The organism is Pedobacter nutrimenti (assembly GCF_003208655.1).
GTDB classification, from domain to species: domain Bacteria; phylum Bacteroidota; class Bacteroidia; order Sphingobacteriales; family Sphingobacteriaceae; genus Pedobacter; species Pedobacter nutrimenti.
In genome coordinates, this window is the sequence record NZ_QKLU01000001.1 from 538,672 (window position 1) to 561,311 (window position 22,640).

The window sequence follows — 22,640 nt, forward strand, 5'->3', positions numbered from 1 at the left end:
AAAACGATTTAAATAAGGTATTGTTATAACCTTGCGAATTTAAGAAAATATTGCCGTTTAAGTGTATTGTGGAAAAATATTAAACCCAGTTAATTCCTTTTTTTAGTTTACTTATGGTATATGCTTCGGGCGTACTTTCCTGTGGCTGAAAATTATAAATCCATTTTGCAAGCGGCGGTAAACTCATTAAAATAGATTCAATTCTTCCATTGGTTTCTAATCCGAACTTGGTTCCCGAGTCATAAACAAGGTTAAACTCTGCGTATCTGCTCCTTCTTACATATTGCCACTCTTGTTCTTTTTCAGTAAAGGGACTTTCCCGGTTCCTGTCAATCAGTTCAGCATAAACCGGACTGAAAGTATTTCCTACTGCAATGGAAAAATTCAGTAACTCTTGAAAAGTTAAACCGGTGTTTTCTGGTCTTAGCCTGTCGTAAAAAATTCCTCCGATGCCACGAGTCTCTTCCCTGTGTTTGATGAAAAAATAATCATCGGCCTGCTTTTTAAAACGTTCATAAAAAGAGGGCTCAAAATGATCACATGTTTGCTTCAGATGATGATGGAAGAAACGGGCATCTGTATCGATTACATAATGAGGCGTCAAATCTATTCCTCCACCAAACCACCTGGTCTGTTCATCCATTTCAAAATACCGGATGTTCATATGTATAATTGGAACAAAAGGATTTCGCGGATGCATAACTATGGAAACTCCAGTTGCAAAAAATTCATCACTTTCGACTTTGAAGGCTTTTTTTATGGTATCTGGTAGTTTTCCGTGTACTGAAGAAAAATTAACTCCACCTTTTTCGATTACATTTCCGTTTTGGAAAATTCTGGTTCTGCCCCCTCCGCCCCCTTCTCTATTCCATAATTCTTCCTCAAATCTCGAACCTCCATCGGCCATTTCCAGTGACAAGCAGATTTCGTCCTGGATTTTTTTATATGCTGCTATAACCTCTTCTCTAAAAATCATCTTCAAAGTTAACCCTAATCAGATACGGAGTCTCTTTTAAATTACAGATAGTACATTTTTTTGACATTATTCCTCCACAAAATTAAGATCCCGGCCATAGGTTTCGTCAAGATTGTATAGGGCGATATAAGCTATACCAACGGTAATGATTGCCACTGCTACAGCTGCATTAATGATACCCAAATTTCCCCTTAGCCATTGGAATAGAATAGTGACCAAAATTAAGGAGCCTCTGACCATATTGGGAACACTGGTGGTTACAGTAGCCCTGAGATTAGTGCCAAATTGTTCTGCTGCTATAGTTACAAAAACAACCCAATAACCTGTAAAGATTCCAAAGAAGATGCATAGAATATAGAAATTTATTGCAGTCCAGCCCTTAGTAAATAAGAAAAGCATCATACAAAGGAAGGTCAAGGTGAGAAAGATAAACACAATCTTTTTTCTTGTTTTAAAGACCTGGCTTAACGTTCCGGTTAGAAAATCTCCCAAAGAAATTCCGATATAAGTGAACATTACTCCTTTTCCATTATCCAGAAGGTCTTTTGCATCCAATGCTTTTCCAAAATCAGGTGCTATACCAACCAAAATGCCTACAACGAACCAAACGGGAACTGCAATTAGAATACAGTTTAGGTATTTGAAAAAACGTTTTTTATGAAAAAGCATTAAGAAATTTCCTTTGGAAACATCTTTCTTGAGCATGTTTTCAAATAAACCTGATTCAAATACACCAATACGCATTAATAGAAGGATTACACCAAGTCCCCCTCCTACAAAAAAGGCGGTTCTCCATTCAAACAAATCTCCTACTATGTATGCTGCCACAGCCCCCATTAAACCAATACCGGCAACAAGCATGGTGCCATAACCACGTTTTTCTTTACTCATGCTCTCACTTACCAAGGTGATACCTGCCCCAAGTTCCCCCGCCAATCCAATTCCCGCGATAAAACGAAGTGCTGCATAAACCGGAATGGAAGTTGCGAAGCCATTGGCAATGTTGGCCAAGGAATATAACAGTATTGAGCCAAACAAAACTGAAAGACGCCCTTTTTTATCACCGATAATACCCCATAATATTCCTCCTGTTAGTAATCCCGCCATTTGCCAGTTCATTAAGGAGAGGCCAGTTTGAGTTAGTTTATCTGTGGGCACCCCAAGAGAGGCAAGGCTCTTATTTTTAATAATCAAAAATAAAAGAAGGTCATAAATGTCAACAAAATAGCCTAAAGCAGCTACCAGGACTAAAAAGAATACGTTTTTGTTTTGTTTTATCTCGTTCATATCGTTTGTTTGGTCTTTTGAAAGTACAAACAAATTCAAATAATGCGATAAAAATTTTCAATTGATTGAAGAACATCTAATCATGATGCATTTTAAGTTTGCCCAGCAGTTCAGGAGAAACATTTTCAGCATAAGCGCCATAAGCGTCTATAAGTACCCCCTTTAAATTGCCAACAGGAGAAGAAATTGCATAAATCACCGAGCTGTCTCCAGGATCATTCATCCCTTCAAACCGATAAAATTCATCTATCTCAAACTCCTCTGGCATCAGCCTTAGGTCAATTGATTTACATTCAATACAGTCCTGTTGTAAAATGAAATCAAATTCATAGCCCCTGTTTCCGAGGTCTTCTACAGCAGCGGTAAGTGTGTCATAAATATGCATAAACTAATTTACCTAAAATTTACGCTAACATCATAGATTTAATTTAAAAGTTCAAGAATCTTTCAGATATTTAAGGATCATGGTTGTATCAGAAAAAACCCTTAAATGGGCCTTGTGTTTATATCCGCCTCTTTTATTTCAAAGAATATGGGTTAAAAAGTTTCACAAAAATTTCAGAGGAGTTGATGTTAAGATTAGTAAAAGCATACTCAACAGAAACTATAATGGGTCTATTTATGGAGGAACGATATATGGCGCAACAGATCCTTTTTATGCCCTTCTTTTTGATCAACTATTGCAACGTGAAGGTTTTAAGGTCCGGGTTTGGTTAAAAAGTGCTTCAATCCAATACCTCAAGCCAGGCCGTAGCAGTTTGTATTTTACAATTTCAGTCAACGACCAGATGCTTCGCGAAGCGGTAGAGGCCCTGAATACGGTCGGGAAATTCGTTAAGGCCTACCCTATGGAGGTTAAGGATAAACATGGCGAACTTTGTGCTACGGTGATGAATGAGGTTTATGTTAGAAATCTCCATCACGGAGAAAAGTCTGTAGTGGCTTATTAATCTTTTAAAAACTTCTTATGAACATCAGAAAACTAATATTACAAGGCGAAGGAACAACGATTGATTTTAAGAAGACAATTACAAATCTGGAAAAAATTGCAAAAAGCCTTGTTGCATTTGCGAATAATAAAGGAGGACAGTTATTGATTGGTGTGGCGGATGATGGGACCATCAAAGGTGTTAAATCTGAAGATGAGGAAAAGTATATGATTTTAAAATCTGCTCATCAATATTGTAAACCGGCAATAGAACCTGAATTTGAAGAAGTATATGTTGATGATAAACTGGTTTTGGTGGTGACAATCCGCTCTAGTGATACAAAACCTCATTATGCCCTCGATGAACAAAAAAAATGGTGGGTTTATTTTAGAGTCGATGATAGAAGTGTTTTGGCCAGTAAAATTCTTGTGGATGTTCTTAAAAAGGGAAATAAAGATACAGGGCACATGATCAGTTATACTGAAGACGAAAAAAAACTTTTCGAATATTTAAAAGAAGAAGGACGCATAACCCTTCTGGAATTTAGCAAAATCATCCGGAGCTCTCATCGTCACGCTCAGAAAATTCTGGTTAATATGATCCTAACAGGCGTTTTACTCCCTCATAGTTCGGAGAAAGAAGAATACTTTACCATGACCGAAAGAACCGGTTAAATAGCCTTATCTTTGCGAACTTATTTATGTTTTCCCTATGCCCAGTCTGTTTTACGATAAATACAAGCCTTATTATTCCGATAATCTTAAGCTGGCGATGCCTATTGTGGTATCCCAGTTAGGACATACATTGGTTCACATGGCAGACAGTGTGATTGTGGGACATTTTGCGGGTACTATTCAACTTGCGGCGGTTTCTCTTGTTAATAGTCTTTTTATGCTGATCCTGGTGTTGGGACTGGGGATATCTTATGGCCTTACCCCTTTGATTGCACAAGAAAATGGCCGGAAAAATTATGAGGAATGTGGGAGGCTTTTATCAAATAGCCTGGTTATTAATTTCCTCACAGGACTATTTTTATACTGTCTTGTCCATTTTGGTACTTTGCTTGTTATCGATCATTTGGGACAATCTCCGGAAGTGGTAGCTTATGCAAAACCGTATCTGGGGTATTTGGCCGTGTCTATCATTCCTTTGATGATTTTCCAAACCTTTAAGCAATTTGCCGAAGGTCTTGGTTTCACCAAGCAAGCGATGTATGTTTCTATCTGGGGTAATGTGATCAATATTATCTTCGGGGTAATTTTTGTAAAAGGCATGTTTGGCATTGCTCCGATGGGTGTTAAAGGTGTAGGCCTAAGCACGCTAATTGACCGGATTTTAATGGCTGTGGTGATGTTTATTTACATCAGTCGCTCTAAACACTTCAAGATTTATTTAAAGGGGTTTAAATTAAAATTCTTAAATAAAATTTCCAGTCTTCGGATTGCTAAGATAGGTGCCCCTGTGGCGCTGCAATACTCCTTTGAGATTAGTGCATTCAGCGGGGCCGCAATTTTAATTGGAACTATTGGTGCTGTTGAACAGGCAGCTCATCAGATTGCTATCAATCTATCTGCGATTACTTATATGTTGGCTGCCGGAATTGCTTCTGCAGCCACTATAAAAACCGGAAATAATCTGGGTAAGAATAACCTGTTTGATCTTCGTCATTCTGCAATTGCCAGCTACCATATTGTAATTGGCTTTATGAGTTTAACGGCTTTGTTATTTGTGGGGGCCAATCAATTGCTTCCTTTTATTTATACAGAAGATACAGCTGTCATTTCAATTGCTGCCCAGTTATTGGTGATAGCAGGCTTTTTCCAGTTATTTGATGGCACGCAAGTGGTAGGCTTAGGCGTGTTAAGGGGGCTTGGAGATGTTAATATACCCACGTTGATTACCTTTATCGCCTATTGGATTATTGGAATTCCTTTAGGCTATTTTCTAGGAATCGAATTGGGCTTTGGGGTTAATGGAATTTGGTATGGTTTGACCTTTGGATTATTAACAGCCTCATTATTGTTGTTTTTGCGATTTCAGAAAAAAACAAAGAATCTACATGTTACAGCTGTTGTCTAGAGCCATTTTATTATTTATTTAAATAATGACCCGTTTTATTCCCAGTAAATCTGTAGTGATTACGGTAATTTATTGACGAAGTATAAAATAAAATTAAGCACTTGTTCGTTTATTATGCTGATTTTATTATTTTAGTCAGAGTATGTTTCTGTTTTGTTAGAAACCAAACTAAAAAACAAAGATAAATCTGCTTCTGGCATTTTAAATGATAAAGGTAATCAATAAGCTCCGGGAAAGATTGAAAGCTTCAACTCTTAACAATCTAATTATTCAGTATGAAGTCAGACAGGCTAACCTAACAAGGTCAATGGTCCTGACGGGTGCTTGTTTTCCTCTTTCAGTAATCCTTTTCCTTTTTTATTATTTAAATATGGAATCGGAAAATTCCGCTACTATAGAGTGGACTCGACAGGTAATTTCGATTGATCTGATCGCTGGAACAATTATTCTGGTCTTATTTTTTTTAACCTATTTTAAGTATAAAAAGAAAGAACATAAAGATTTTATTGGGGGCATCTTGCCTGATGTTGTTTTTATGGTCATTGCAATATGGGGTGTTCTTTCTAGTGTTCTTGAGCAATCCGTTACTTCCTCTATTATTGAGTTTGTATTGGCTTGTGCAGCCTGTTCTTTATGCTTGTTGATTAGGCCATGGCGATTGTTGCTCTATCTGAGTCTTATATTTTTGTTGTTTTATGCCGGGATTTTATATGCTCAGACAGACCATAAAATAAGGATATTCAACATTGCCAATGGCTTTTGTGCTGTGGTGATTTGCTTTGGCTTATCCCTCATGCAATGGCGTAATCATATGATCAGGTTTCGTCAGAATCGAAAAATTCAAGAGCAAAACAAAGCACTAGAAAATAATTATTCCGATTTACTGCTCTCTTCAGAAGAGCTTTCCAGGGCCAATTCCAGTAAAGATAAGTTTTTTGCTATTCTTGCTCATGACCTAAGAGGTCCAATTTCTTCCACTTTGGCTTTAACAGATCTTTTAGAAGAAGGTTTTTTTGAAACAGATGAAAGTGAAAGAAAAAGGATGTACAGGTTGTTACAATCCAGTCTCGATACGACAGCTAAACTATTGGAAAATGTATTACTTTGGTCCAGAAATCAAACAGGAAGTATAAATTTTAATCCTGTAGAGGTAAACCTCTATGAGGTGATTCAAAACAGTAAATCTTTTTTACAAATTGTTGCTGCCCAGAAAGATATTCAAGTTTTCAATACTGTTGACAAAGGGGTACATATTCTTGCGGATGTAGATATGATTAATACTATTTTTCGTAACCTGATCTCAAATGCAATTAAGTTCACCCCAAATTTTGGAGAAGTTGAAATTGGTTCTGAGTATTACTACGATCAAAAAGATAAAACAAGTTTTGTGAAAATTTCGGTATGTGACCATGGTGTTGGCATGACCCAGGAGACTTTAAATGGATTATTTAAAATAGATCGTAAAGTACTGTTTCCGGGCACAAATAATGAAACAGGTACAGGGTTGGGTTTAATTCTATGTCATGACTTTGTGCAAAAGCATGGGGGTACCATAGAAGTTAAGAGTAAACAAGGAGAAGGAACCATTTTTATGATCAAACTTCCTGTTCCCGGTCAGATTTCTGCAGAAGGCAAGCATTCAAAGAAAGCACAAAACATATCTATTTCTAACCTCTAATTTTGGGCTGAATTATTTCGGATGTATTTTCTAAATAGATACTTGCTTTGTGAAAATTCCAATGTAAACCCATTTCCAATTAAAAATGGATTTACATTAGTTTTACGCCATTATTTATGCTCTACTTTGTAAATTGTAGTTTGAAAATAGGTCTCTCCAGGATATAGAATTGTTGAAGGAAATTCTGGGATATTTATTGCATTTGGATGATGCTGTGTTTCGATACAAAAGCCCTCTGATGAATGATAATCCCGATTTCCCTTTCCGTTTTTAACAGATAGGTATTTAGAGGTGTAAAAGTGGGCCACAGGTTCCGTGGTGTAAATGGATAACTTTAAACCGCTGCTTTCTTCTGTAGTTTCAGAAGCAAGAGTAAATTCTCCGTAGTTCTTATCGAGCACAAAGCTTTGGTCATAACCCTCCTGCTCATTCCAATCTCTTCCAATTGGTTTTGAACCTAGGAAATCATATTTTGTATTTTCTACGGGAATAAGTTTACCGGTAACCACATAATTTTGATCTTGTTCCAAATAAAAACTTGCAGGCATTCGGTGGAGATGTCTTGCCACAGTTCCTAAATCAGGAGAAAGATTAAAATAACTGTGATGAGTTAGATTCACCGCTGTAGATTCATCGGTTTCTGCTTTATAATCAAGGATAAGCTCATTTTCTTCGGTTAGTTTAAAAGTGAGTTGAATGGTTAAATTACCCGGAAACCCCTCTTCTCCCGCTTTACTGATGTACTGTAGGGTGAGGCTAGGGTCTACTGTTGGTAGAATGTCCCATACCTTTTTATCGAATCCAATATCCCCGCCATGTAGACAGTCTCCACCTTTAGCTTGTGACAGTTGATAGATTTTTTCCTTAATGCTAAATCTACCGCTCTTAATCCGATTGGCGTAACGACCTATAACCGCACCAAGATAAGGATAATCTGAGCCGGTGTAATCAGGATTAATGTAACCTGAAAAATCATCAAAACCCAGTACAATGTCTTGTTTTTCTCCTTTGGCATTGGTGACTATAAAATGGCTTAGGATGGCACCGTAATTATAAATTTTCACATAGGTTCCCTTTTTGTTAATTAATTCAACGGCGAAGATTTCCTTTCCGTCGATAATGTGTCCGGTTTTTATCAGGTTTGCTTTCATTTGTATCTAATTTGCTGCTCTTTATAGTCACTTATTTCCTTACTTTATAGAAAACAATCATGCTTTAGTGTATTTGATGATTATTTTAAACCTATTGGATTCATATTGCTATATTAGGCTTTCTTAAAATTAACAATACTAATTAATACTTTACCAAAAGCAAGAACTTAATTCAAATTAAGTAATGTATTTTGACAAGAGAGCAAGAATAGATAGGACAAAACAAAGCTATATATATAAATGAAATCTGATCTGGAACATAAATTCTTTGAACATTACAATCAACATCCTGAAAAAATTTATTTTAGCCCGGGACGGGTGAATCTTATTGGAGAACATATCGATTACAATGGCGGACTAGTCATGCCATGCGCGGTGACAATGGGAACTTGGTTATTGGTCGCCCCGAATCGGAATGGGGAACTTAGATTTAAAAGCGGGAATTTTGAAGAAGAGTATACGGTTGCCCTGCAATCAGGCTATGCTAAAACTGGTGGAGAGTGGTACAATTATCCATTGGGCGTTTTTAATGAAATATTAAAAGAAAAAAGAATAAATTATGGATTAGATCTAATGTATTTTGGAAATATTCCTATAGGATCAGGCCTCTCTTCTTCTGCGTCTATAGAAGTGGTTACTGCCTATGCCTTGAATGATCTTTTTAATTTTGATTATGATAAACTTGAACTGGTACTGCTTTCCCAAAAAGTGGAAAATGAATTTATGGGAGTTAATTGCGGGATTATGGATCAATTTGCTGTTGCTTTTGGTGAAAGAAATAAGGCAATTGTTTTGAATTGTGACAGTCTGGATTATAAACTGGTAAACTGTAATCTTGGTGATTATTTATTAGCGATAATCAATACCAATAAACCCAGAAAACTTGCAGAATCAAAATATAATGAAAGAGTTGAAGAATGTAAAAGAGCGCTGGAAGATTTAAATAAAGAAATCAAAGTTAATCATCTGTGTGAGTTGAATGCCGAGAAATTTGCCTTGCATAGCCATTTAATAGAAAATGAAACAATTCTAAAAAGGGCAATTCATGTGATCAAAGAAAATGATCGTGTACATTTAGCGGCCAAAGCACTCAGTGAGAACAATCTGGCTGAATTTGGTCGTTTGATGTTTGCTTCTCATCAATCATTAAAAGATTTCTATGAAGTTACAGGAATCGAGTTGGATACTGTTGTTGACTTCTGTAGTCAATACCCTGGGGTTGTTGGTGCAAGAATGACTGGGGCAGGTTTTGGAGGTTGTGCCATTGCATTGGTTCAGAAAGGAACAGAAGAAGATTTTGCAATAAAACTAAATGATTTCTATATCTCTAAAATTGGTTATTCTCCGACAGTTTACTTAAGTGAAATCGGGCATGGTGCATCTGCAATTTAGTTTTACTTTTGCCCCAAATGTTGTCTAGCTGGAAAAAGGCCAGATAGAAATAAAAAAATGTTAGATGAAGAAGTTGAAATTAGACGATTTGAATAGGGTTAGCATAGAGGCTTTCAAAGAACAAGACAAATTACCGGTAGTAGTAGTTCTTGATAACGTCAGGAGTATGCATAATGTAGGTTCTGTATTTAGGACAGGTGATGGCTTTTCAATAGAAAAAATAGTTCTTTGCGGTATTACAGCGCAGCCTCCTCATCGTGAAATAGAAAAAACGGCTTTGGGAGCGACACAATCTATCGATTGGATACATTTTGGTGATACCCTTGATGCAGTAAAAAGCCTTAGAGATCTGGGATATAAAATCATTGCTGTAGAGCAGGCCAGTAATAGCATTATGCTCAATACATTTCAGCCAGTAAATATGGAAAAGTATGCATTGATTTTCGGAAATGAAGTCGAAGGGGTAAGTGATAAAGTGATGGAAGTTATTGATCAATGCATTGAAATCCCTCAGTTTGGAACAAAACACTCTTTTAATATTGTAATCTCAGCTGGGATTGTACTCTGGGATTTCTTTGCCAAATTAAAATTGTAACCTTAATTATGGAGCATCCAGTTTTAAAAAAACTATTGATCAAACCAGAAATGACTGTGTTATTGGATCATTTGCCTGAAAATTCAGCTTCTATATTGTATGAACTATCAGATAACATCAAAAAGGTATTCAGTTTGGATCATCCTTATGATGTTGTAATTTCCTTTGTAAAAAGTAAAAATGAACTTGTAGATCGTTTGACAGCCTTAAAGGACTCCATAAGGCCCTCAACAATTATATGGGTTGCTTATCCTAAAAAAACCTCGGGTATCCAGACAGATCTTAGTATGATGGCATCCTGGGAAGAAGCAGAAGAATTTAATTTAACACCCTGTGCTTCTGCATCGATTAATGAGGTCTGGACCGGTATTCGCTTAAAGCCTAAGGATCAGGTTAAAAGTACAGGTTTAGCAAATGAAAGCATAAAAAACAATGCTTACGGAGAATTTATTGATGTAGAAAATAAACGGATTAGATTGCCTGAAGATCTGAAAAATACATTAGGGGATCATCCTATCGCATATGAATTTTTTGAACAACTCTCTTGGAGTAATAAAAAAGAATACATTTTATGGATCCTTAGTGCAAAGCAGGATAAAACAAGAATTTCAAGAATCGAAAAAATGATGGAATTGCTGGCTTTAAAAAAGAAAAATCCCGCTGACAAATAGTTTACCACAAAAGAACAGCCTAAACTGTTCTTTTGTGGTTCATATTATAATTAGTTTCTACCTGGTCTGTTGCCTTCATCCTGACGACCCCTTTCTGTACGATTTCCTCTATTGTCATTAGGTCTGTTGCTCCGGTCGTTGCCTGGCCTTAACTGTTCCCTGTCGCTCCTAGAAGGCTGGTTTGGTCTGCCACCTCTATAAAGTGGATGGCCCTTAACAACGGAATACCTGTTGTCCCGGCTATCTCTGATTAGGCTTTGTTTACCCGACCAGTTTTTGTATTTTCCATATTTGGAAACATATATGTTATGATGCAGATAAGGTTTCGGCTGGTTCACCACCACTTTGTAAGCATTGTATAAATTAAAATTGGAATAAGCCGGAGGCAAATTTCTGTTAAAAATCCACCGTCCATTACTTAGAAAGATGTATTGTCCTGTCGAAACATCATAATAGGCATCAATGGCAGGAATGTAATAATAATCAACATGATCATATCCAGCCAGTCCCCAAAGTGGCTGGGACCCGATATTAATATTGACACTCACTTGCGCTTTGGTAGGGATGCTGAATACCAATAGGATCAGTATTGCTGTGCTTAAAATTATTCTTTTCATGACCTTAAGTATTAAAGATTAATTATTAACAAAGCCGCTTCAAATTCCCTACCAAAACCAAGGATACTTAAATTTTTAACATAATTTAACGGAGAAGGTATTGATTATGCAAAAGGAATACCGTCCTTACTGGGTAGTTTACTGTAACCCATCAGGTATTCATCTACCTTTCGGGCAGCCTCTCTTCCCTCGGATATGGCCCAAACCACCAATGATTGTCCTCTTCTCATATCTCCTGCAGTGAATATTTTTGCAATATTGGTTTGATATTTTCCTTCTTCAGCCTTTACATTGCCTCTCACGTCCAGTTCCACTCCAAGTTTTTCCAGCATGCCTTCTTTCTGCGGATGTAGAAATCCCATGGCCAGCAGGATCAACTGACAAGGAAGTTCTCTTTCAGTTCCTTCAATTTCTGCAAAACTTAATGGTCGCCCACTTGCATCTATCTGCCATTCAACATCCACAATTTTTAAAGCTTTTAAATCACCTTTTTCATCTTTAATAAATTCTTTTGAATTCACTGCCCAGCCTCTTGTACAACCTTCTTCATGTGAAGAGGTCACTTTAAGTAGCATTGGATAAGTTGGCCAGGGCATATTTACAGTACGATGAGCAGAGGGCATAGGCATAATTTCAAATTGGGTTACAGATTTGGCTCCCTGCCTGTTGGAAGTGCCTATACAATCAGAACCTGTGTCGCCTCCTCCAATTACAATTACATCTTTTCCCGACGCAAGAATAGCTTCTTGTTCAATACTGAAATTTTTAACCCTTTTGTTTTGTTGTTTTAGGAAATCCATTGCAAAATGAACTCCTTTTGCATTCCGTCCGGGAATGTTTAAGTCTCTAGGAATGGTGGAGCCACCTGCCAATACAATGGACTGGAAATCTCTCAATAAAGTATTTAATTCTACATTAACTCCAACATTTGAATTGCATTTGAAGACAATACCTTCTTTTTCCAATAGTTGTATTCGACGGGTTACTACATCTTTTTGAAGCTTAAAATCGGGAATTCCGTAGTTCAACAATCCTCCTGGGCTGTCGTCACGTTCATATACAGTTACTTCGTGTCCAGCTCTGTTGAGCTGAGCCGCGGCGGCAAGCCCTGCCGGACCAGAGCCTATAACCGCTACTTTTTTACCTGTTCTGATCAGTGGTTGTTCTGCTTTAATATAACCTTTGGCAAAAGCCATTTCAATAATATGTTTTTCGATTTCTTCTATAGATACCGGTGATTTATTGATCCCAAGGACACATGCAGATTCACATGGCGCCGGACAAATTCTTCCGGTGAACTCAGGAAAGTTGTTGGTGCTTAGTAATATGGAGGTCGCAAGTTCCCAGTTTCCCTGATATACTGCATCATTAAATTCTGGAATTACATTGCCTAACGGACAACCAGATTGGCAGAATGGAACACCACAGTCCATACAGCGTGCAGCTTCTTTATTGACCTGTTCTGACTGATAGGCTTTTACAAATTCATTATAATGTTTTAAACGTTCTTTAGCGTCTTGTTTGACAGGAGCAGTTCTTTCATACTCTAAAAATCCAGTTACTTTTCCCATGATTAAGATATTTTTATTTTAGAATTTTTTTTCATTAATACCGCTTTGTATTCTTTAGGAAATACTTTAATAAAATGCGCAGACTGTGTTGCCCAATCATTCAAGATGAATTGAGCCAGTTTACTGCCTGTAAGATTAATGTGTTTTTTTAATAAAACATTGATACGCAATTCATCCTGCTCGGTTAAAGGATCAAGGTCGACCATTTCTTTATTACATTTACCAGGAAAAGTTCCTTTAGTGTCATAGATCCAGGCAATACCTCCGCTCATTCCGGCGGCGAAGTTACTCCCTGTTTCTCCTAGAACCAGCACTTCACCACCGGTCATATATTCACATCCATGATCTCCCAGTCCCTCTATAACAGCAGTTGCCCCTGAATTTCTAACAGCAAACCTCTCTCCAGCTTGTCCTCTTGCATACAATTCGCCTGAAGTTGCTCCGTATAAGGCCACGTTTCCTATAATGATATTTTGTTCAGCGACGTAATTAATTGCAGAAAAGGGATAAATAGATAATCTTGCTCCAGAAAGCCCCTTGCCTACGTAATCATTGGCCTCACCTTCTAATTGAAGGGAGATTCCTTTTGCAGCAAATGCACCAAAACTTTGTCCTGCTGAACCTTTAAACTTAAAGTTAATGGTGTCTACAGGGAGGCCTTGACCTTTATAGATTTTTGAGACTTCATTTGATAGCATTGTACCAATTGCCCGGTCCGTATTTTTAACTTCGAATTCCCTGAAAATAGGTTCTTTGCTTTCTAGTGCTGGTTTGGCTGCCTGGATGAGCTGAAGATCAAGGACTTCCGTAAGGCCATGATCCTGCTGCTCTGTGTTATACAAACTTAAATCATTGTCCTGGCTTTTATAAAGGATTGCCGAAAGATCAAGATCTTTTAATTTCCAATCTTTCTCATCAATCTGCCTTACACTTAAGACATCTGCTTGTCCAACCATTTCATTAACTGTCCGGAAGCCCAATTCAGCCATAATTTCCCTTAATTCTTCGGCAAGGAAATAAAACAAGTTCACAACATGGTCCGCTTCGCCAGTGAATAATTTTCTCAATTCGGGATCTTGTGTTGCCACACCAACAGGACAAGTGTTTAAATGACATTTACGCATCATAATACAACCTGAGGTCACTAAGGCTGCTGTGGCTACACCCCATTCTTCAGCACCAAGTAAGGTTGCAATAGCAATATCTTTTGCTGTTTTGAGCTGACCATCTGTTTGAAGAACAACCCTGCTACGCAGACGGTTTTTAACTAAAGTCTGGTGCACTTCGGCTAGTCCTAATTCCCACGGAAGGCCAGCGTGTTGTATAGATGTTAGTGGTGAAGCTCCAGTCCCTCCATCAAATCCAGAAACCAGAATAACATCCGCATGAGCTTTGGCAACACCTGCAGCAATAGTGCCTACCCCTGCTTTCGAAACAAGCTTTACGTTAATTCTGGCATTTCTGTTTGCATTTTTTAAATCGAAAATCAGCTGGGCGAGATCTTCTATAGAATAAATGTCATGGTGTGGAGGTGGAGAGATTAAGCCTACCCCTGGTGTTGCATGACGTACCCTGGCAATCCAATCGTCTACTTTATGACCAGGCAATTGACCACCTTCACCGGGTTTTGCCCCCTGTGCCATTTTGATCTGTAATTCGTCAGCATTGGTCAAGTAATAACTGGTTACTCCAAAGCGGGCCGAGGCAATCTGTTTAATGGAAGAACGCATAGAATCCCCATTCGGAAGAATTTCGTATCTCAACTCATCTTCACCCCCTTCACCTGTATTGCTTTTACCACCAATTCGGTTCATCGCTATAGCCAAAGTTGAATGTGCTTCATGGGAAATAGAACCGAAAGACATTGCTCCAGTTGCGAAGCGTTTTAAAATATTCTCAATTGGTTCAACTTCATTTAAAGGTACTGCTGGGCGATTGTATTTGAATTCAAATAAGCCTCTTATGGTATAGGCTTGTTTCGTTTGTTCATTAACCAGGTTGGAATATTGTTTATATATACTATAATCTTTTTTTCGGGTTGAATTCTGGAGCAGGTGAATAGTTTGAGGGTTAAATAAATGTTGCTCACCCTTGCGTCTCCATTTGTAATTTCCTCCGGTTGGAAGTATTGGGTCTGGTCTATTGGCTTTTCCAAATACGCGACTGTGTTTGATCAAGGCTTCGTTCGCAATCTCATCCAGACCTAATCCACCAATTCTAGATACAGCACCTGCAAAATAAGTGTCAACTACATCTTTATGTATCCCAAGGATCTCAAATATCTGTGCCCCATGATAAGATTGCAGAGTGGAAATACCCATTTTTGAGAAGATCTTTAGTAAACCATTGTTTACAGCATAAATGTAGTTCTGAATCAGTTTCTCTGTTTTAATGCCACTTTCGCTTTCAAAACCTTTAATGGTTTCCAACGCGAGGTAGGGATTAACTGCAGTTGCGCCAAAACCTATTAGGCAGGCAAAATGATGCACTTCCCAGACGTCACCTGCTTCTACCACGATACCTACTGCCCCCCGATGGCCTTTGCGGATCAGGTGGTGATGTACAGCGGAAACAGCAAGAAGAGAAGGAATTGCAGCATGTTCGGAATCTACTGCCCGATCTGAAAGTACAATGACCTGGAAACCATCTTCTACAGCGTCTACTGCATAACGGCAAAGGCGGTCGAGTGCTTTAGCCATTGCACCTGGTTTGCCAGATGCCCTAAAATAGGTTTGTAAGGTTTTTGCCTGAAAAACTCCTGTATCTATACTTCTCAATTTTTCAAGTTCAATGTTATTCAGGATTGGGTGTTTAATGCCCACACAGTGGCATTGCATTGCATGTTCTTCTAGCAAATTGCCATTATTACCCATAAAACCTGCAAGACTCATGACCACCTTTTCACGAATAGGATCAATAGGTGGATTGGTTACCTGAGCAAAAAGCTGTTTAAAATAAGAAGACAGATGCTGCGGTTTCTGAGACAAAACTGCCAGTGGGATATCTGTTCCCATAGAGCCAATTGCTTCTTTTCCTTCCAGCGCCATCGGTTTGATGAGCAAATCAATATCTTCTCTGCTGTAACCAAATACTTGTTGATATTTGAATATAGATTCTTCAGAAAGGTTACTAAATACTACCCTTGGATCTGAAAGCTCTTCAAGTCTGATCTGGTATTGATTAAGCCAGTCCGCATAAGGTCTTCTTCCGCATACCTGTTTTTTAATTTCTTCATCACTGATTATCCGGCCTTGTTCCATATCAACAACAAACATTTTTCCAGGAGTCAAACGACCTTTTTCAATAATTTTACTCTGTTCTAATTCCAGAACACCAGCCTCAGAGGCCATGATTACCCGGTCATCCTCCGTAATCGCATATCTGGACGGGCGCAACCCATTTCTGTCCAATGTGGCACCAATCAGATTGCCATCCGTAAAGGCAATCGCGGCCGGACCGTCCCAAGGCTCCATTAAAGTGGCGTGAAATTTGTAAAATGCCTGCTTGAGTTCATCCATATCTTCATTCCCGTCCCAGGCCTCTGGAATCAGCATCATTAACACATGAGGAAGAGACCTTCCCGCATGCAATAATAGTTCAACGATGTTATCCAAACAACCAGAGTCCGACTGGCTCTCATCTATGACCGGAAGTAAAATATTTAGTTCTTCAGGGGTGAAATAGCTGGAAGCAAATGATTTAACACTGGCTCTGAACCAGTTAAGATTGCCCTGAAGCGTATTGATTTCGCCATTGTGTGCTATATAGCGAAAAGGTTGCGCCAGCTTCCAGGAAGGAAAAGTATTGGTTGCAAACCGGGAATGTACCAATCCAAACGCAGAGACAACCCTTTTGTCGCTAAGTTCAGTGAAATAAGACCTAACTTGCATAGAGGTCAGCTGGCCTTTATATACAATAGTTCGTGAAGAGAAAGAAGCGATATAAAAATCGGACTTAATTCCATTTACGGTATTTGTTATTGTTTTGGTCAGATAATTTTTAAATACATATAGTTTACGTTCGAAATCAGCACCGGCCGCAACGGCATAAGGCCTGGCAATAAACAGCTGTTCCATTTCTGGTTCCACTGATAAAGCCATATCCCCTATATCATGGGAATTAGTTTGAACCTTCCTAAAGCCAAGTACTTCCAAGCCCAGTTTCTCTGCTGCACGATAAATCACTTCCCGGCATTCTTCCCTCGCTTTAATATCTTTTGGAAGAAACAGCATTCCTACGCCATAATCACCACTCTGATTAAGACTAAAGCCAATCTTCAAACATTCATCATATAAAAACTCGTGGGGGATCTGGATCATAATCCCAGCACCATCACCGGTGTTAATTTCTGCACCGCATGCTCCTCTGTGATCTAATTTTTCAAGTATGGTAATGGCATCGGAAATAATTTGCTGGGACTTCCTTCCTTTTACGTGAGCAACAAACCCGATACCGCATGCATCGTGTTCAAAACGCTGGTCATATAATCCCTGATTGTCTTCTGTGTGGTCCATAAGGCTAAGTGTGTTTGAGACACTAAGATAATGAATTCATATTTTAATTGCCATTTTTGCATGCATTTTTCTAAATATTGAATTATTTTACTTTTTTAAAGCTTTTAAATTGATAAAATGATAATCGAAATCGATATCACTTAACATATTTACAACGCGATTATTTGTAATGTTTTTTAATAAGAGATAAGAGTTGTTCATTCCATTGCTAGAGAACTAATTTGAATTTGCCATTTCAAGGAACTTTTACATGATTAGCCTTATAGCATCAGTAATTTAATTTAACCATGCTATTTTCTTAATATTTATTTCACACTACAAGCTTCTACAATTCAGCCTATTAGGTCTTAATCATTCAGAAAACGTATTTTTTTATCAAATTTGTTTTTGTAGAATGATCGCTTTTGCTACTTTTGTGCCGGGCAAGTCTTTTACGATCAGCTCCCTTTGAACTCCCCCAGGACGGGAACGGAGCAAGGGTAGAAGGTTGTAGCGGTGCGATAAAAGGTGCTTGCCCATTTTTTACTTTTCTATAGGTAAAAATTAAATTCCCTTAATTTTTAAAACTGAATTATTCCTGACATGTTTAATACTTGTCAAAGGAATTTAATTGCTAATTTAGCTCCCATAATTGTTCTTTCGAATTCATTTAAACATTTGTTAATTTTAAATATTATGAAGTTTTTCATTGATACAGCTAATCTTGATCAGATTAAAGAAGCTCAGGACCTCGGAGTTTTAGATGGTGTAACCACCAATCCAAGTTTAATGGCCAAAGAAGGTATTACTGGTGACGACAATGTGATCAAACATTATAAAGCGATTTGTGGCATTGTGGATAACAACGTTAGTGCAGAGGTGATTTCCACAACCTATGAGGAGATGATCAAAGAAGGAGAAGCTTTGGCAAAAATAGATTCTAAAATCGTAGTAAAAATTCCTATGATTAAGGATGGTGTTAAAGCAATCAAATATCTTTCCTCAAAGGGCATCCGTACAAACTGTACCCTGATCTTTTCTCCTGGTCAAGCTCTTTTAGCTGCAAAGGCCGGCGCAAGTTATGTTTCGCCTTTCCTGGGCCGTCTGGATGATATCTCCACAGATGGGTTACAGCTAATTGAAGACATCCGATTGATTTTTGACAACTATCAATATGAGACTGAAATTCTTGCTGCTTCTATACGTGGTCCTTTACACATAGTGAACTGTGCAAAATTAGGGGCTGACGTTATTACTGCCCCTTTAAGTGCTATTACTGCATTGTTGAAACACCCTTTAACTGACAGTGGTCTGGCGCAATTCCTGGCAGATCATGATAAAGCTGCTAAAGCTGCAAAATAAGTTCACGTAATATATCGTATTGGATCCGGGAATGTTGATATTGGCATTCCCGGTTTTTTTTAAGTGCTTAGCACTTCTTTTATTTTATCATAACTGATTTTCTCATCTGGTTTAATAAGAATACCCTTCACTCCTGCCCCATTTGCAGCTTCTACATCTCTTAGCTTATCTCCAATCATTACGGACAAAGCCGGATCTATGTTATAAGTTTGAATTGCAGTCAGTAACATTCCTGATTTAGGTTTTCGGCATGGGCATTCTCCTGTTACCGAAGGATGATGTGGACAATAATAGGCATGGCTGATCTTTGCTCCTTGTTGTTCAAATTTTTGGAAAAGCAATTTGTGCATTTCAGAAAGTGTCTCTTCTGTATACCTACCTAAAGCAATCCCCCCTTGATTTGTAATGATAACCAGTAAATAACCTTCGTCATAGAATTTTTTTAGTACCGGAATCTGATACTCGAGAACTTCGAAGTCCTCAAGTCGACAGATGTAATCATTTCTTTCATGGTTCAATACCCCATCTCGATCTAAAAAAATGGCTTTATTCTTCATTTATTTAATGTTTTTCGCAAAGATAGGATAATCATTTAATGGAGTTGGAAAGAATAAAATTAGAAATTTAATCAATTCCTAACCTTGAATATATAGTTGGATACATTTAATCTTCCTTAAAATCAATGCTCTAACTGATTTGTACCAAAATATGTTGCAGGATATATTCAATAGTTCTATATTTGCACCACTTTAAACGGAAACGCTTAGAGTAAAAGTTCAAACAGAACAATGATTCCGTAGCTCAGCTGGTAGAGCATTACACTTTTAATGTAGTGGTCCTGGGTTCGAATCCCAGCGGGATCACCAAAAGCCTCAGATTTCTCTGAGGCTTTCTTGTTTACAATAAAACGGATTCGAACAGAAGGGTCGGCCAGTTTCGAAACTGGTTCTTGAGCAGGCTGAGTTTGGGTAAGAGTGAGCGAAAAATCCAATGGGTTCTCCGAAAGACTTTTTTATTTTAAATACTCATGATGAGCATAACTGATAACCCGAGTCATTTTCCATATTCCGTTTATTTCTCTCCAAATCATTGCAAACTTAGCCTCACTACTTAACTGTTCTTTTTTGCCTTTTTCTGTGGCATAAAAACGATGTATACCTGTTTCTACTGCTCCATACCCTTTTATAGGACTGATTTCTAAACTGCCCGCTACAAGTTCTCTTCTAACTTTTCTATCTTTCTTAAAGGCTTCTTCAAAAGATCCTATATTCTGCATATAGTTTGTCAAACCACCCTGATCGTGAAAGAATTCCAAATCTTCAGAGAATAATTCTTTTAATGTTTCGAGTTTACGATTGTTAAATGCATCAAATAAAGCACTGTCGAGATGGGCGATCTTATTGTAAAGTTCGTTAGAATTAACAGATTGTGGACTTTCCTGGCATTTTGCATTTACAGGTAAAAAACAAATGACTAGCAAAAATGCCATAATTGAAAAATTAAAGTTGATAGTTTTCATGCTTAAATTAAAAGGGCCGACGATAATGTCAGTGAATTATTAATTCCAAAGTCTGTGCCATGAGTAGAAATGAGTTCCAGGCTCCAACCTGAAGCTAATTCAATCTTCATTGCATATATAATTCGTTCGTTATCGTACACAAAATGCATATATATGAACACTCCTCCTTTATCCTTTTATTCCTCCTATCCAAGGAATGAAAACGTAATTAAGGATCTTGTTCTAAGATAACGTTTACTCCTTTCAAGAATTTGAATTCGTATTTGTTCATCCTAACCAGACTCATTCTTGTCCCGAAAATTTTCAATTTTTTTGTTATCAAATAAAGAGAATAAATTAATAAAAATGAATCTACCATTATTATTGCATAATGTGCATCTTTGAAAAAGTCATTAATAACAAAGAAATTGGACAGTTAAATGAGCATTTTTATAGAAACCAAGAGATTGTATTTTCGGGAAATACTTGAGGATGACGATCACAATATGTATGAGCTGGATGCTGATCCGGAAGTTCATAAGTACTTGGGAAAAAAACCTATTTCAAAAATTGAAGAGGCTAGAGAAGTTATAACCTTCATCAGGCAACAATATATTGAGAATGGCATTGGGCGTTTGGCCATAATTGAAAAAGATACAAATAATTTTGTGGGTTGGGGCGGATTAAAATTGATCAAAGAACTCACCAATAGCCATATTAATTACCATGACCTTGGCTATAGGTTTATGAAAAAATATTGGGGCAAAGGTTATGCAACAGAATCTTCTTTGGCAGTGATTGATTATGCTTTTATGAGGTTAAAATTGCCCGTAATCTATGCAATTGCCGATGAAAATAATTTACAATCGCAAAAGGTCTTAGAAAAATGTGGTTTTAAAAAAAGAGATTTGTTTGATTATCAATCACAACCTCATTATTGGCTCGACCTGGTCAACCCCGAAAGCTAGGCAATAATCTCGTTTTTATTTACCTAAGGGATTGCAATATTCTAACAAAACAATTAAAAGATAAACTTATTTAAGTTCCTCTACTATTAATTAGAAAAATACTTTAATCTGTATCTGTAGATTATTATGTGATTATCACAACAGAAAATCTGTGTATTTGAAAATTAATATCTTTCTTTGCATTTTTATGAATTTCAAATCATCTTAAATGCTGGCGGAGAATTTACAGAAGTTTATCGTTTCTTTATTATATGGTAGTTTGGTGCTCCAGTCCTTCATTGTGTTGGTCAATCCAATGAATGTAAATAAAAAAGCGAATCTCTATTTTGGTTTATTTTTGTTTTTTTGGTCAGGTTACTGGATTTTAGACGTCCTTTTATTATGTGATCTGCAGGCAGGAGAAGCTTTTAAGAATGTCATTTATCTCTTACAGATTTTCACCCCCATACTTTTATATTTTAGTGTGATTTTTTTTATCAATCCAAATTACACATACAAAAGGTATAACTTATTTTGTTTAGTTATTCCTATTATTTACGCTTTATTTCTGTTTAATTCCAAAGAAAACAAGCTGTATTATACAGTAGCGATGTTTATTGATGTTTCTCACAACCTATTGTACCTCGTCATTTTGTATTTCAAGATAAAACATCATCAAAGTAGAATTCAGATTATATCTTCAAATACAGACCATGTTAATCTTCAGTGGCTGGTTAAGTTTATTATACTTATGTTAATCACTTTAAGCATTACTGTTGGATATGAGCTTTATAACATTTTTATCTATAAAAAACATGAGCATTTGTGGATGGATATGTTATTCTTAGGCATGGTATATATGACTTCTTATTATTCTTTAAGACAAAAAGAAATTTATCCGATTGATGAGCATCAAAGGAAAGAACTTTTGGCTTTTGAACTGGAGGATCCTGCAGAATTGGATAAGAAAAAACTCATTTCTGATGAGGAATTTGAAATTGCCAGACAAAGGTTGCTACTGGTGATGGATACAGAAAAACCTTATCTGGATGGAGAACTTAATCTGATCAGGCTTGCTCAGTTGATGCAGATGAGTTCACACCAGTTATCTTATCTGATCAATAAAGGTTTTAATGAAAATTTTTTTAGTTTCATTAATAATTATAGGGTACAACGTGCAAAAGAGCTTCTATTGAGTGAACGGAATCATAAGCTCAATCTGTTAGGAATTGCTTATGAGTCGGGATTTAACTCAAAGACTTCGTTCAATACCATTTTTAAAAAATCAACCCATCAGACCCCTTCTGAGTTTCGGAAAAAAAGTTCGGATTTATAATTTCGTTGATCTGTTTTTTTTAAGTGCTTGATTTTTAACCGAAAAATAGCTCTGTAAA

The 22,640-nt window shown here is 37.2% G+C and carries 19 protein-coding genes, 1 tRNA gene and 1 other RNA gene; 12 read left to right on the forward strand and 9 right to left on the reverse strand.

What is annotated here, in order from left to right:
- Positions 1–79 precede the first annotated feature (79 nt).
- The 3 genes from hemF to B0O44_RS02185 all read right to left on the reverse strand — a co-directional run bounded on the left by hemF (position 80) and on the right by B0O44_RS02185 (position 2,648).
- Entirely contained in the window at positions 80–976 is an 897-nt protein-coding gene (hemF, locus tag B0O44_RS02175; RefSeq protein ID WP_110827053.1) for an oxygen-dependent coproporphyrinogen oxidase, read from the reverse strand.
- A gap of 66 nt (positions 977–1,042) precedes the next feature.
- Entirely contained in the window at positions 1,043–2,263 is a 1,221-nt protein-coding gene (locus B0O44_RS02180; protein ID WP_110827054.1) for an MFS transporter, read from the reverse strand.
- Positions 2,264–2,339: 76 nt separating this feature from the next.
- Entirely contained in the window at positions 2,340–2,648 is a 309-nt protein-coding gene (locus B0O44_RS02185) for a phosphoribosylpyrophosphate synthetase (protein WP_110827055.1), read from the reverse strand.
- A 79-nt stretch (positions 2,649–2,727) separates the two neighbouring features.
- On the opposite strand from B0O44_RS02185, the gene B0O44_RS02190 reads away from it, so the two are divergent.
- From B0O44_RS02190 to B0O44_RS02205, 4 genes are all read left to right on the forward strand, one after another.
- A complete protein-coding gene (locus B0O44_RS02190) occupies positions 2,728–3,213 on the forward strand; it encodes a DUF4442 domain-containing protein (protein WP_110827056.1) in 486 nt (161 codons plus the stop codon).
- Positions 3,214–3,230: 17 nt separating this feature from the next.
- Positions 3,231–3,866, forward strand: a complete 636-nt coding sequence (locus B0O44_RS02195) for an AlbA family DNA-binding domain-containing protein (RefSeq protein ID WP_110827057.1) — start codon at positions 3,231–3,233, stop codon at positions 3,864–3,866.
- A gap of 37 nt (positions 3,867–3,903) precedes the next feature.
- Positions 3,904–5,271: an MATE family efflux transporter gene (locus B0O44_RS02200; RefSeq protein WP_110827058.1), complete on the forward strand. Its 1,368-nt coding sequence runs from the start codon at positions 3,904–3,906 to the stop codon at positions 5,269–5,271.
- Between the two features lie 370 nt (positions 5,272–5,641).
- Complete coding sequence (locus B0O44_RS02205) at positions 5,642–6,949, forward strand: sensor histidine kinase (RefSeq protein ID WP_170123248.1); 1,308 nt, start codon at positions 5,642–5,644, stop codon at positions 6,947–6,949.
- A 110-nt stretch (positions 6,950–7,059) separates the two neighbouring features.
- Here B0O44_RS02205 and B0O44_RS02210 read toward each other — a convergent pair whose 3' ends face one another.
- A complete protein-coding gene (locus B0O44_RS02210; RefSeq protein ID WP_110827060.1) occupies positions 7,060–8,100 on the reverse strand; it encodes an aldose epimerase family protein in 1,041 nt (346 codons plus the stop codon).
- 240 nt (positions 8,101–8,340) lie between these two features.
- On the opposite strand from B0O44_RS02210, the gene B0O44_RS02215 reads away from it, so the two are divergent.
- The 3 genes from B0O44_RS02215 (at position 8,341) to B0O44_RS02225 (ending at position 10,758) form a co-directional block, all read left to right on the forward strand.
- Complete coding sequence (locus B0O44_RS02215; RefSeq protein ID WP_110827061.1) at positions 8,341–9,492, forward strand: galactokinase; 1,152 nt, start codon at positions 8,341–8,343, stop codon at positions 9,490–9,492.
- Positions 9,493–9,556: 64 nt separating this feature from the next.
- On the forward strand, positions 9,557–10,087 hold the full coding sequence (locus B0O44_RS02220; protein WP_110827062.1) for an RNA methyltransferase: 531 nt from the start codon (positions 9,557–9,559) through the stop codon (positions 10,085–10,087).
- A gap of 8 nt (positions 10,088–10,095) precedes the next feature.
- Complete coding sequence (locus B0O44_RS02225) at positions 10,096–10,758, forward strand: YdeI/OmpD-associated family protein (protein WP_110827063.1); 663 nt, start codon at positions 10,096–10,098, stop codon at positions 10,756–10,758.
- A gap of 50 nt (positions 10,759–10,808) precedes the next feature.
- Here B0O44_RS02225 and B0O44_RS02230 read toward each other — a convergent pair whose 3' ends face one another.
- The 3 genes from B0O44_RS02230 to gltB all read right to left on the reverse strand — a co-directional run bounded on the left by B0O44_RS02230 (position 10,809) and on the right by gltB (position 17,460).
- Positions 10,809–11,375, reverse strand: a complete 567-nt coding sequence (locus tag B0O44_RS02230) for a hypothetical protein (RefSeq protein WP_110827064.1) — start codon at positions 11,373–11,375, stop codon at positions 10,809–10,811.
- Positions 11,376–11,479: 104 nt separating this feature from the next.
- Complete coding sequence (locus B0O44_RS02235) at positions 11,480–12,946, reverse strand: glutamate synthase subunit beta (protein WP_110827065.1); 1,467 nt, start codon at positions 12,944–12,946, stop codon at positions 11,480–11,482.
- A 2-nt stretch (positions 12,947–12,948) separates the two neighbouring features.
- On the reverse strand, positions 12,949–17,460 hold the full coding sequence (gene gltB, locus B0O44_RS02240) for a glutamate synthase large subunit (RefSeq protein ID WP_110827066.1): 4,512 nt from the start codon (positions 17,458–17,460) through the stop codon (positions 12,949–12,951).
- A gap of 420 nt (positions 17,461–17,880) precedes the next feature.
- On the opposite strand from gltB, the gene ffs reads away from it, so the two are divergent.
- Together ffs and fsa are read left to right on the forward strand one after the other, a co-directional pair.
- An RNA gene (ffs, locus tag B0O44_RS02245) (signal recognition particle sRNA small type) lies at positions 17,881–17,980 on the forward strand.
- A 155-nt stretch (positions 17,981–18,135) separates the two neighbouring features.
- Positions 18,136–18,801: a fructose-6-phosphate aldolase gene (gene fsa / locus B0O44_RS02250; RefSeq protein ID WP_110827067.1), complete on the forward strand. Its 666-nt coding sequence runs from the start codon at positions 18,136–18,138 to the stop codon at positions 18,799–18,801.
- A gap of 59 nt (positions 18,802–18,860) precedes the next feature.
- On the opposite strand, the gene B0O44_RS02255 is transcribed toward fsa, so the two are convergent.
- On the reverse strand, positions 18,861–19,358 hold the full coding sequence (locus B0O44_RS02255) for a D-glycero-alpha-D-manno-heptose-1,7-bisphosphate 7-phosphatase (protein ID WP_110827068.1): 498 nt from the start codon (positions 19,356–19,358) through the stop codon (positions 18,861–18,863).
- 233 nt (positions 19,359–19,591) lie between these two features.
- On the opposite strand from B0O44_RS02255, the gene B0O44_RS02260 reads away from it, so the two are divergent.
- Positions 19,592–19,667, forward strand: a tRNA-Lys gene (locus tag B0O44_RS02260).
- 146 nt (positions 19,668–19,813) lie between these two features.
- Here the strand turns inward: B0O44_RS02260 and B0O44_RS02265 are convergent.
- Entirely contained in the window at positions 19,814–20,320 is a 507-nt protein-coding gene (locus B0O44_RS02265) for a nuclear transport factor 2 family protein (RefSeq protein ID WP_110827069.1), read from the reverse strand.
- Between the two features lie 419 nt (positions 20,321–20,739).
- On the opposite strand from B0O44_RS02265, the gene B0O44_RS02270 reads away from it, so the two are divergent.
- Entirely contained in the window at positions 20,740–21,267 is a 528-nt protein-coding gene (locus tag B0O44_RS02270; protein WP_110827070.1) for a GNAT family N-acetyltransferase, read from the forward strand.
- Positions 21,268–21,997: 730 nt separating this feature from the next.
- Positions 21,998–22,582, forward strand: coding sequence for a helix-turn-helix domain-containing protein (locus tag B0O44_RS25060; RefSeq protein ID WP_211321289.1), 585 nt, complete (start codon positions 21,998–22,000; stop codon positions 22,580–22,582).
- The last annotated feature ends 58 nt before the right edge of the window (positions 22,583–22,640 follow it).

Coding starts and splice junctions, on each gene's coding strand:
- B0O44_RS02235 (WP_110827065.1), bottom strand. CDS start 12,946: ATGGGAAAAGTAACTGGATTTTTAGAGTATGAAAGAACTGCTCCTGTC.
- B0O44_RS02185 (WP_110827055.1), bottom strand. CDS start 2,648: ATGCATATTTATGACACACTTACCGCTGCTGTAGAAGACCTCGGAAAC.
- hemF (WP_110827053.1), bottom strand. CDS start 976: ATGATTTTTAGAGAAGAGGTTATAGCAGCATATAAAAAAATCCAGGAC.
- B0O44_RS02255 (WP_110827068.1), bottom strand. CDS start 19,358: ATGAAGAATAAAGCCATTTTTTTAGATCGAGATGGGGTATTGAACCAT.
- B0O44_RS02200 (WP_110827058.1), top strand. CDS start 3,904: ATGCCCAGTCTGTTTTACGATAAATACAAGCCTTATTATTCCGATAAT.
- B0O44_RS02215 (WP_110827061.1), top strand. CDS start 8,341: ATGAAATCTGATCTGGAACATAAATTCTTTGAACATTACAATCAACAT.
- B0O44_RS02190 (WP_110827056.1), top strand. CDS start 2,728: ATGGTTGTATCAGAAAAAACCCTTAAATGGGCCTTGTGTTTATATCCG.
- B0O44_RS02270 (WP_110827070.1), top strand. CDS start 20,740: ATGAGCATTTTTATAGAAACCAAGAGATTGTATTTTCGGGAAATACTT.
- B0O44_RS02230 (WP_110827064.1), bottom strand. CDS start 11,375: ATGAAAAGAATAATTTTAAGCACAGCAATACTGATCCTATTGGTATTC.
- fsa (WP_110827067.1), top strand. CDS start 18,136: ATGAAGTTTTTCATTGATACAGCTAATCTTGATCAGATTAAAGAAGCT.
- B0O44_RS25060 (WP_211321289.1), top strand. CDS start 21,998: ATGTTAATCACTTTAAGCATTACTGTTGGATATGAGCTTTATAACATT.
- B0O44_RS02220 (WP_110827062.1), top strand. CDS start 9,557: ATGAAGAAGTTGAAATTAGACGATTTGAATAGGGTTAGCATAGAGGCT.
- B0O44_RS02225 (WP_110827063.1), top strand. CDS start 10,096: ATGGAGCATCCAGTTTTAAAAAAACTATTGATCAAACCAGAAATGACT.
- B0O44_RS02265 (WP_110827069.1), bottom strand. CDS start 20,320: ATGAAAACTATCAACTTTAATTTTTCAATTATGGCATTTTTGCTAGTC.
- B0O44_RS02180 (WP_110827054.1), bottom strand. CDS start 2,263: ATGAACGAGATAAAACAAAACAAAAACGTATTCTTTTTAGTCCTGGTA.
- B0O44_RS02210 (WP_110827060.1), bottom strand. CDS start 8,100: ATGAAAGCAAACCTGATAAAAACCGGACACATTATCGACGGAAAGGAA.
- gltB (WP_110827066.1), bottom strand. CDS start 17,460: ATGGACCACACAGAAGACAATCAGGGATTATATGACCAGCGTTTTGAA.
- B0O44_RS02195 (WP_110827057.1), top strand. CDS start 3,231: ATGAACATCAGAAAACTAATATTACAAGGCGAAGGAACAACGATTGAT.
- B0O44_RS02205 (WP_170123248.1), top strand. CDS start 5,642: ATGGAATCGGAAAATTCCGCTACTATAGAGTGGACTCGACAGGTAATT.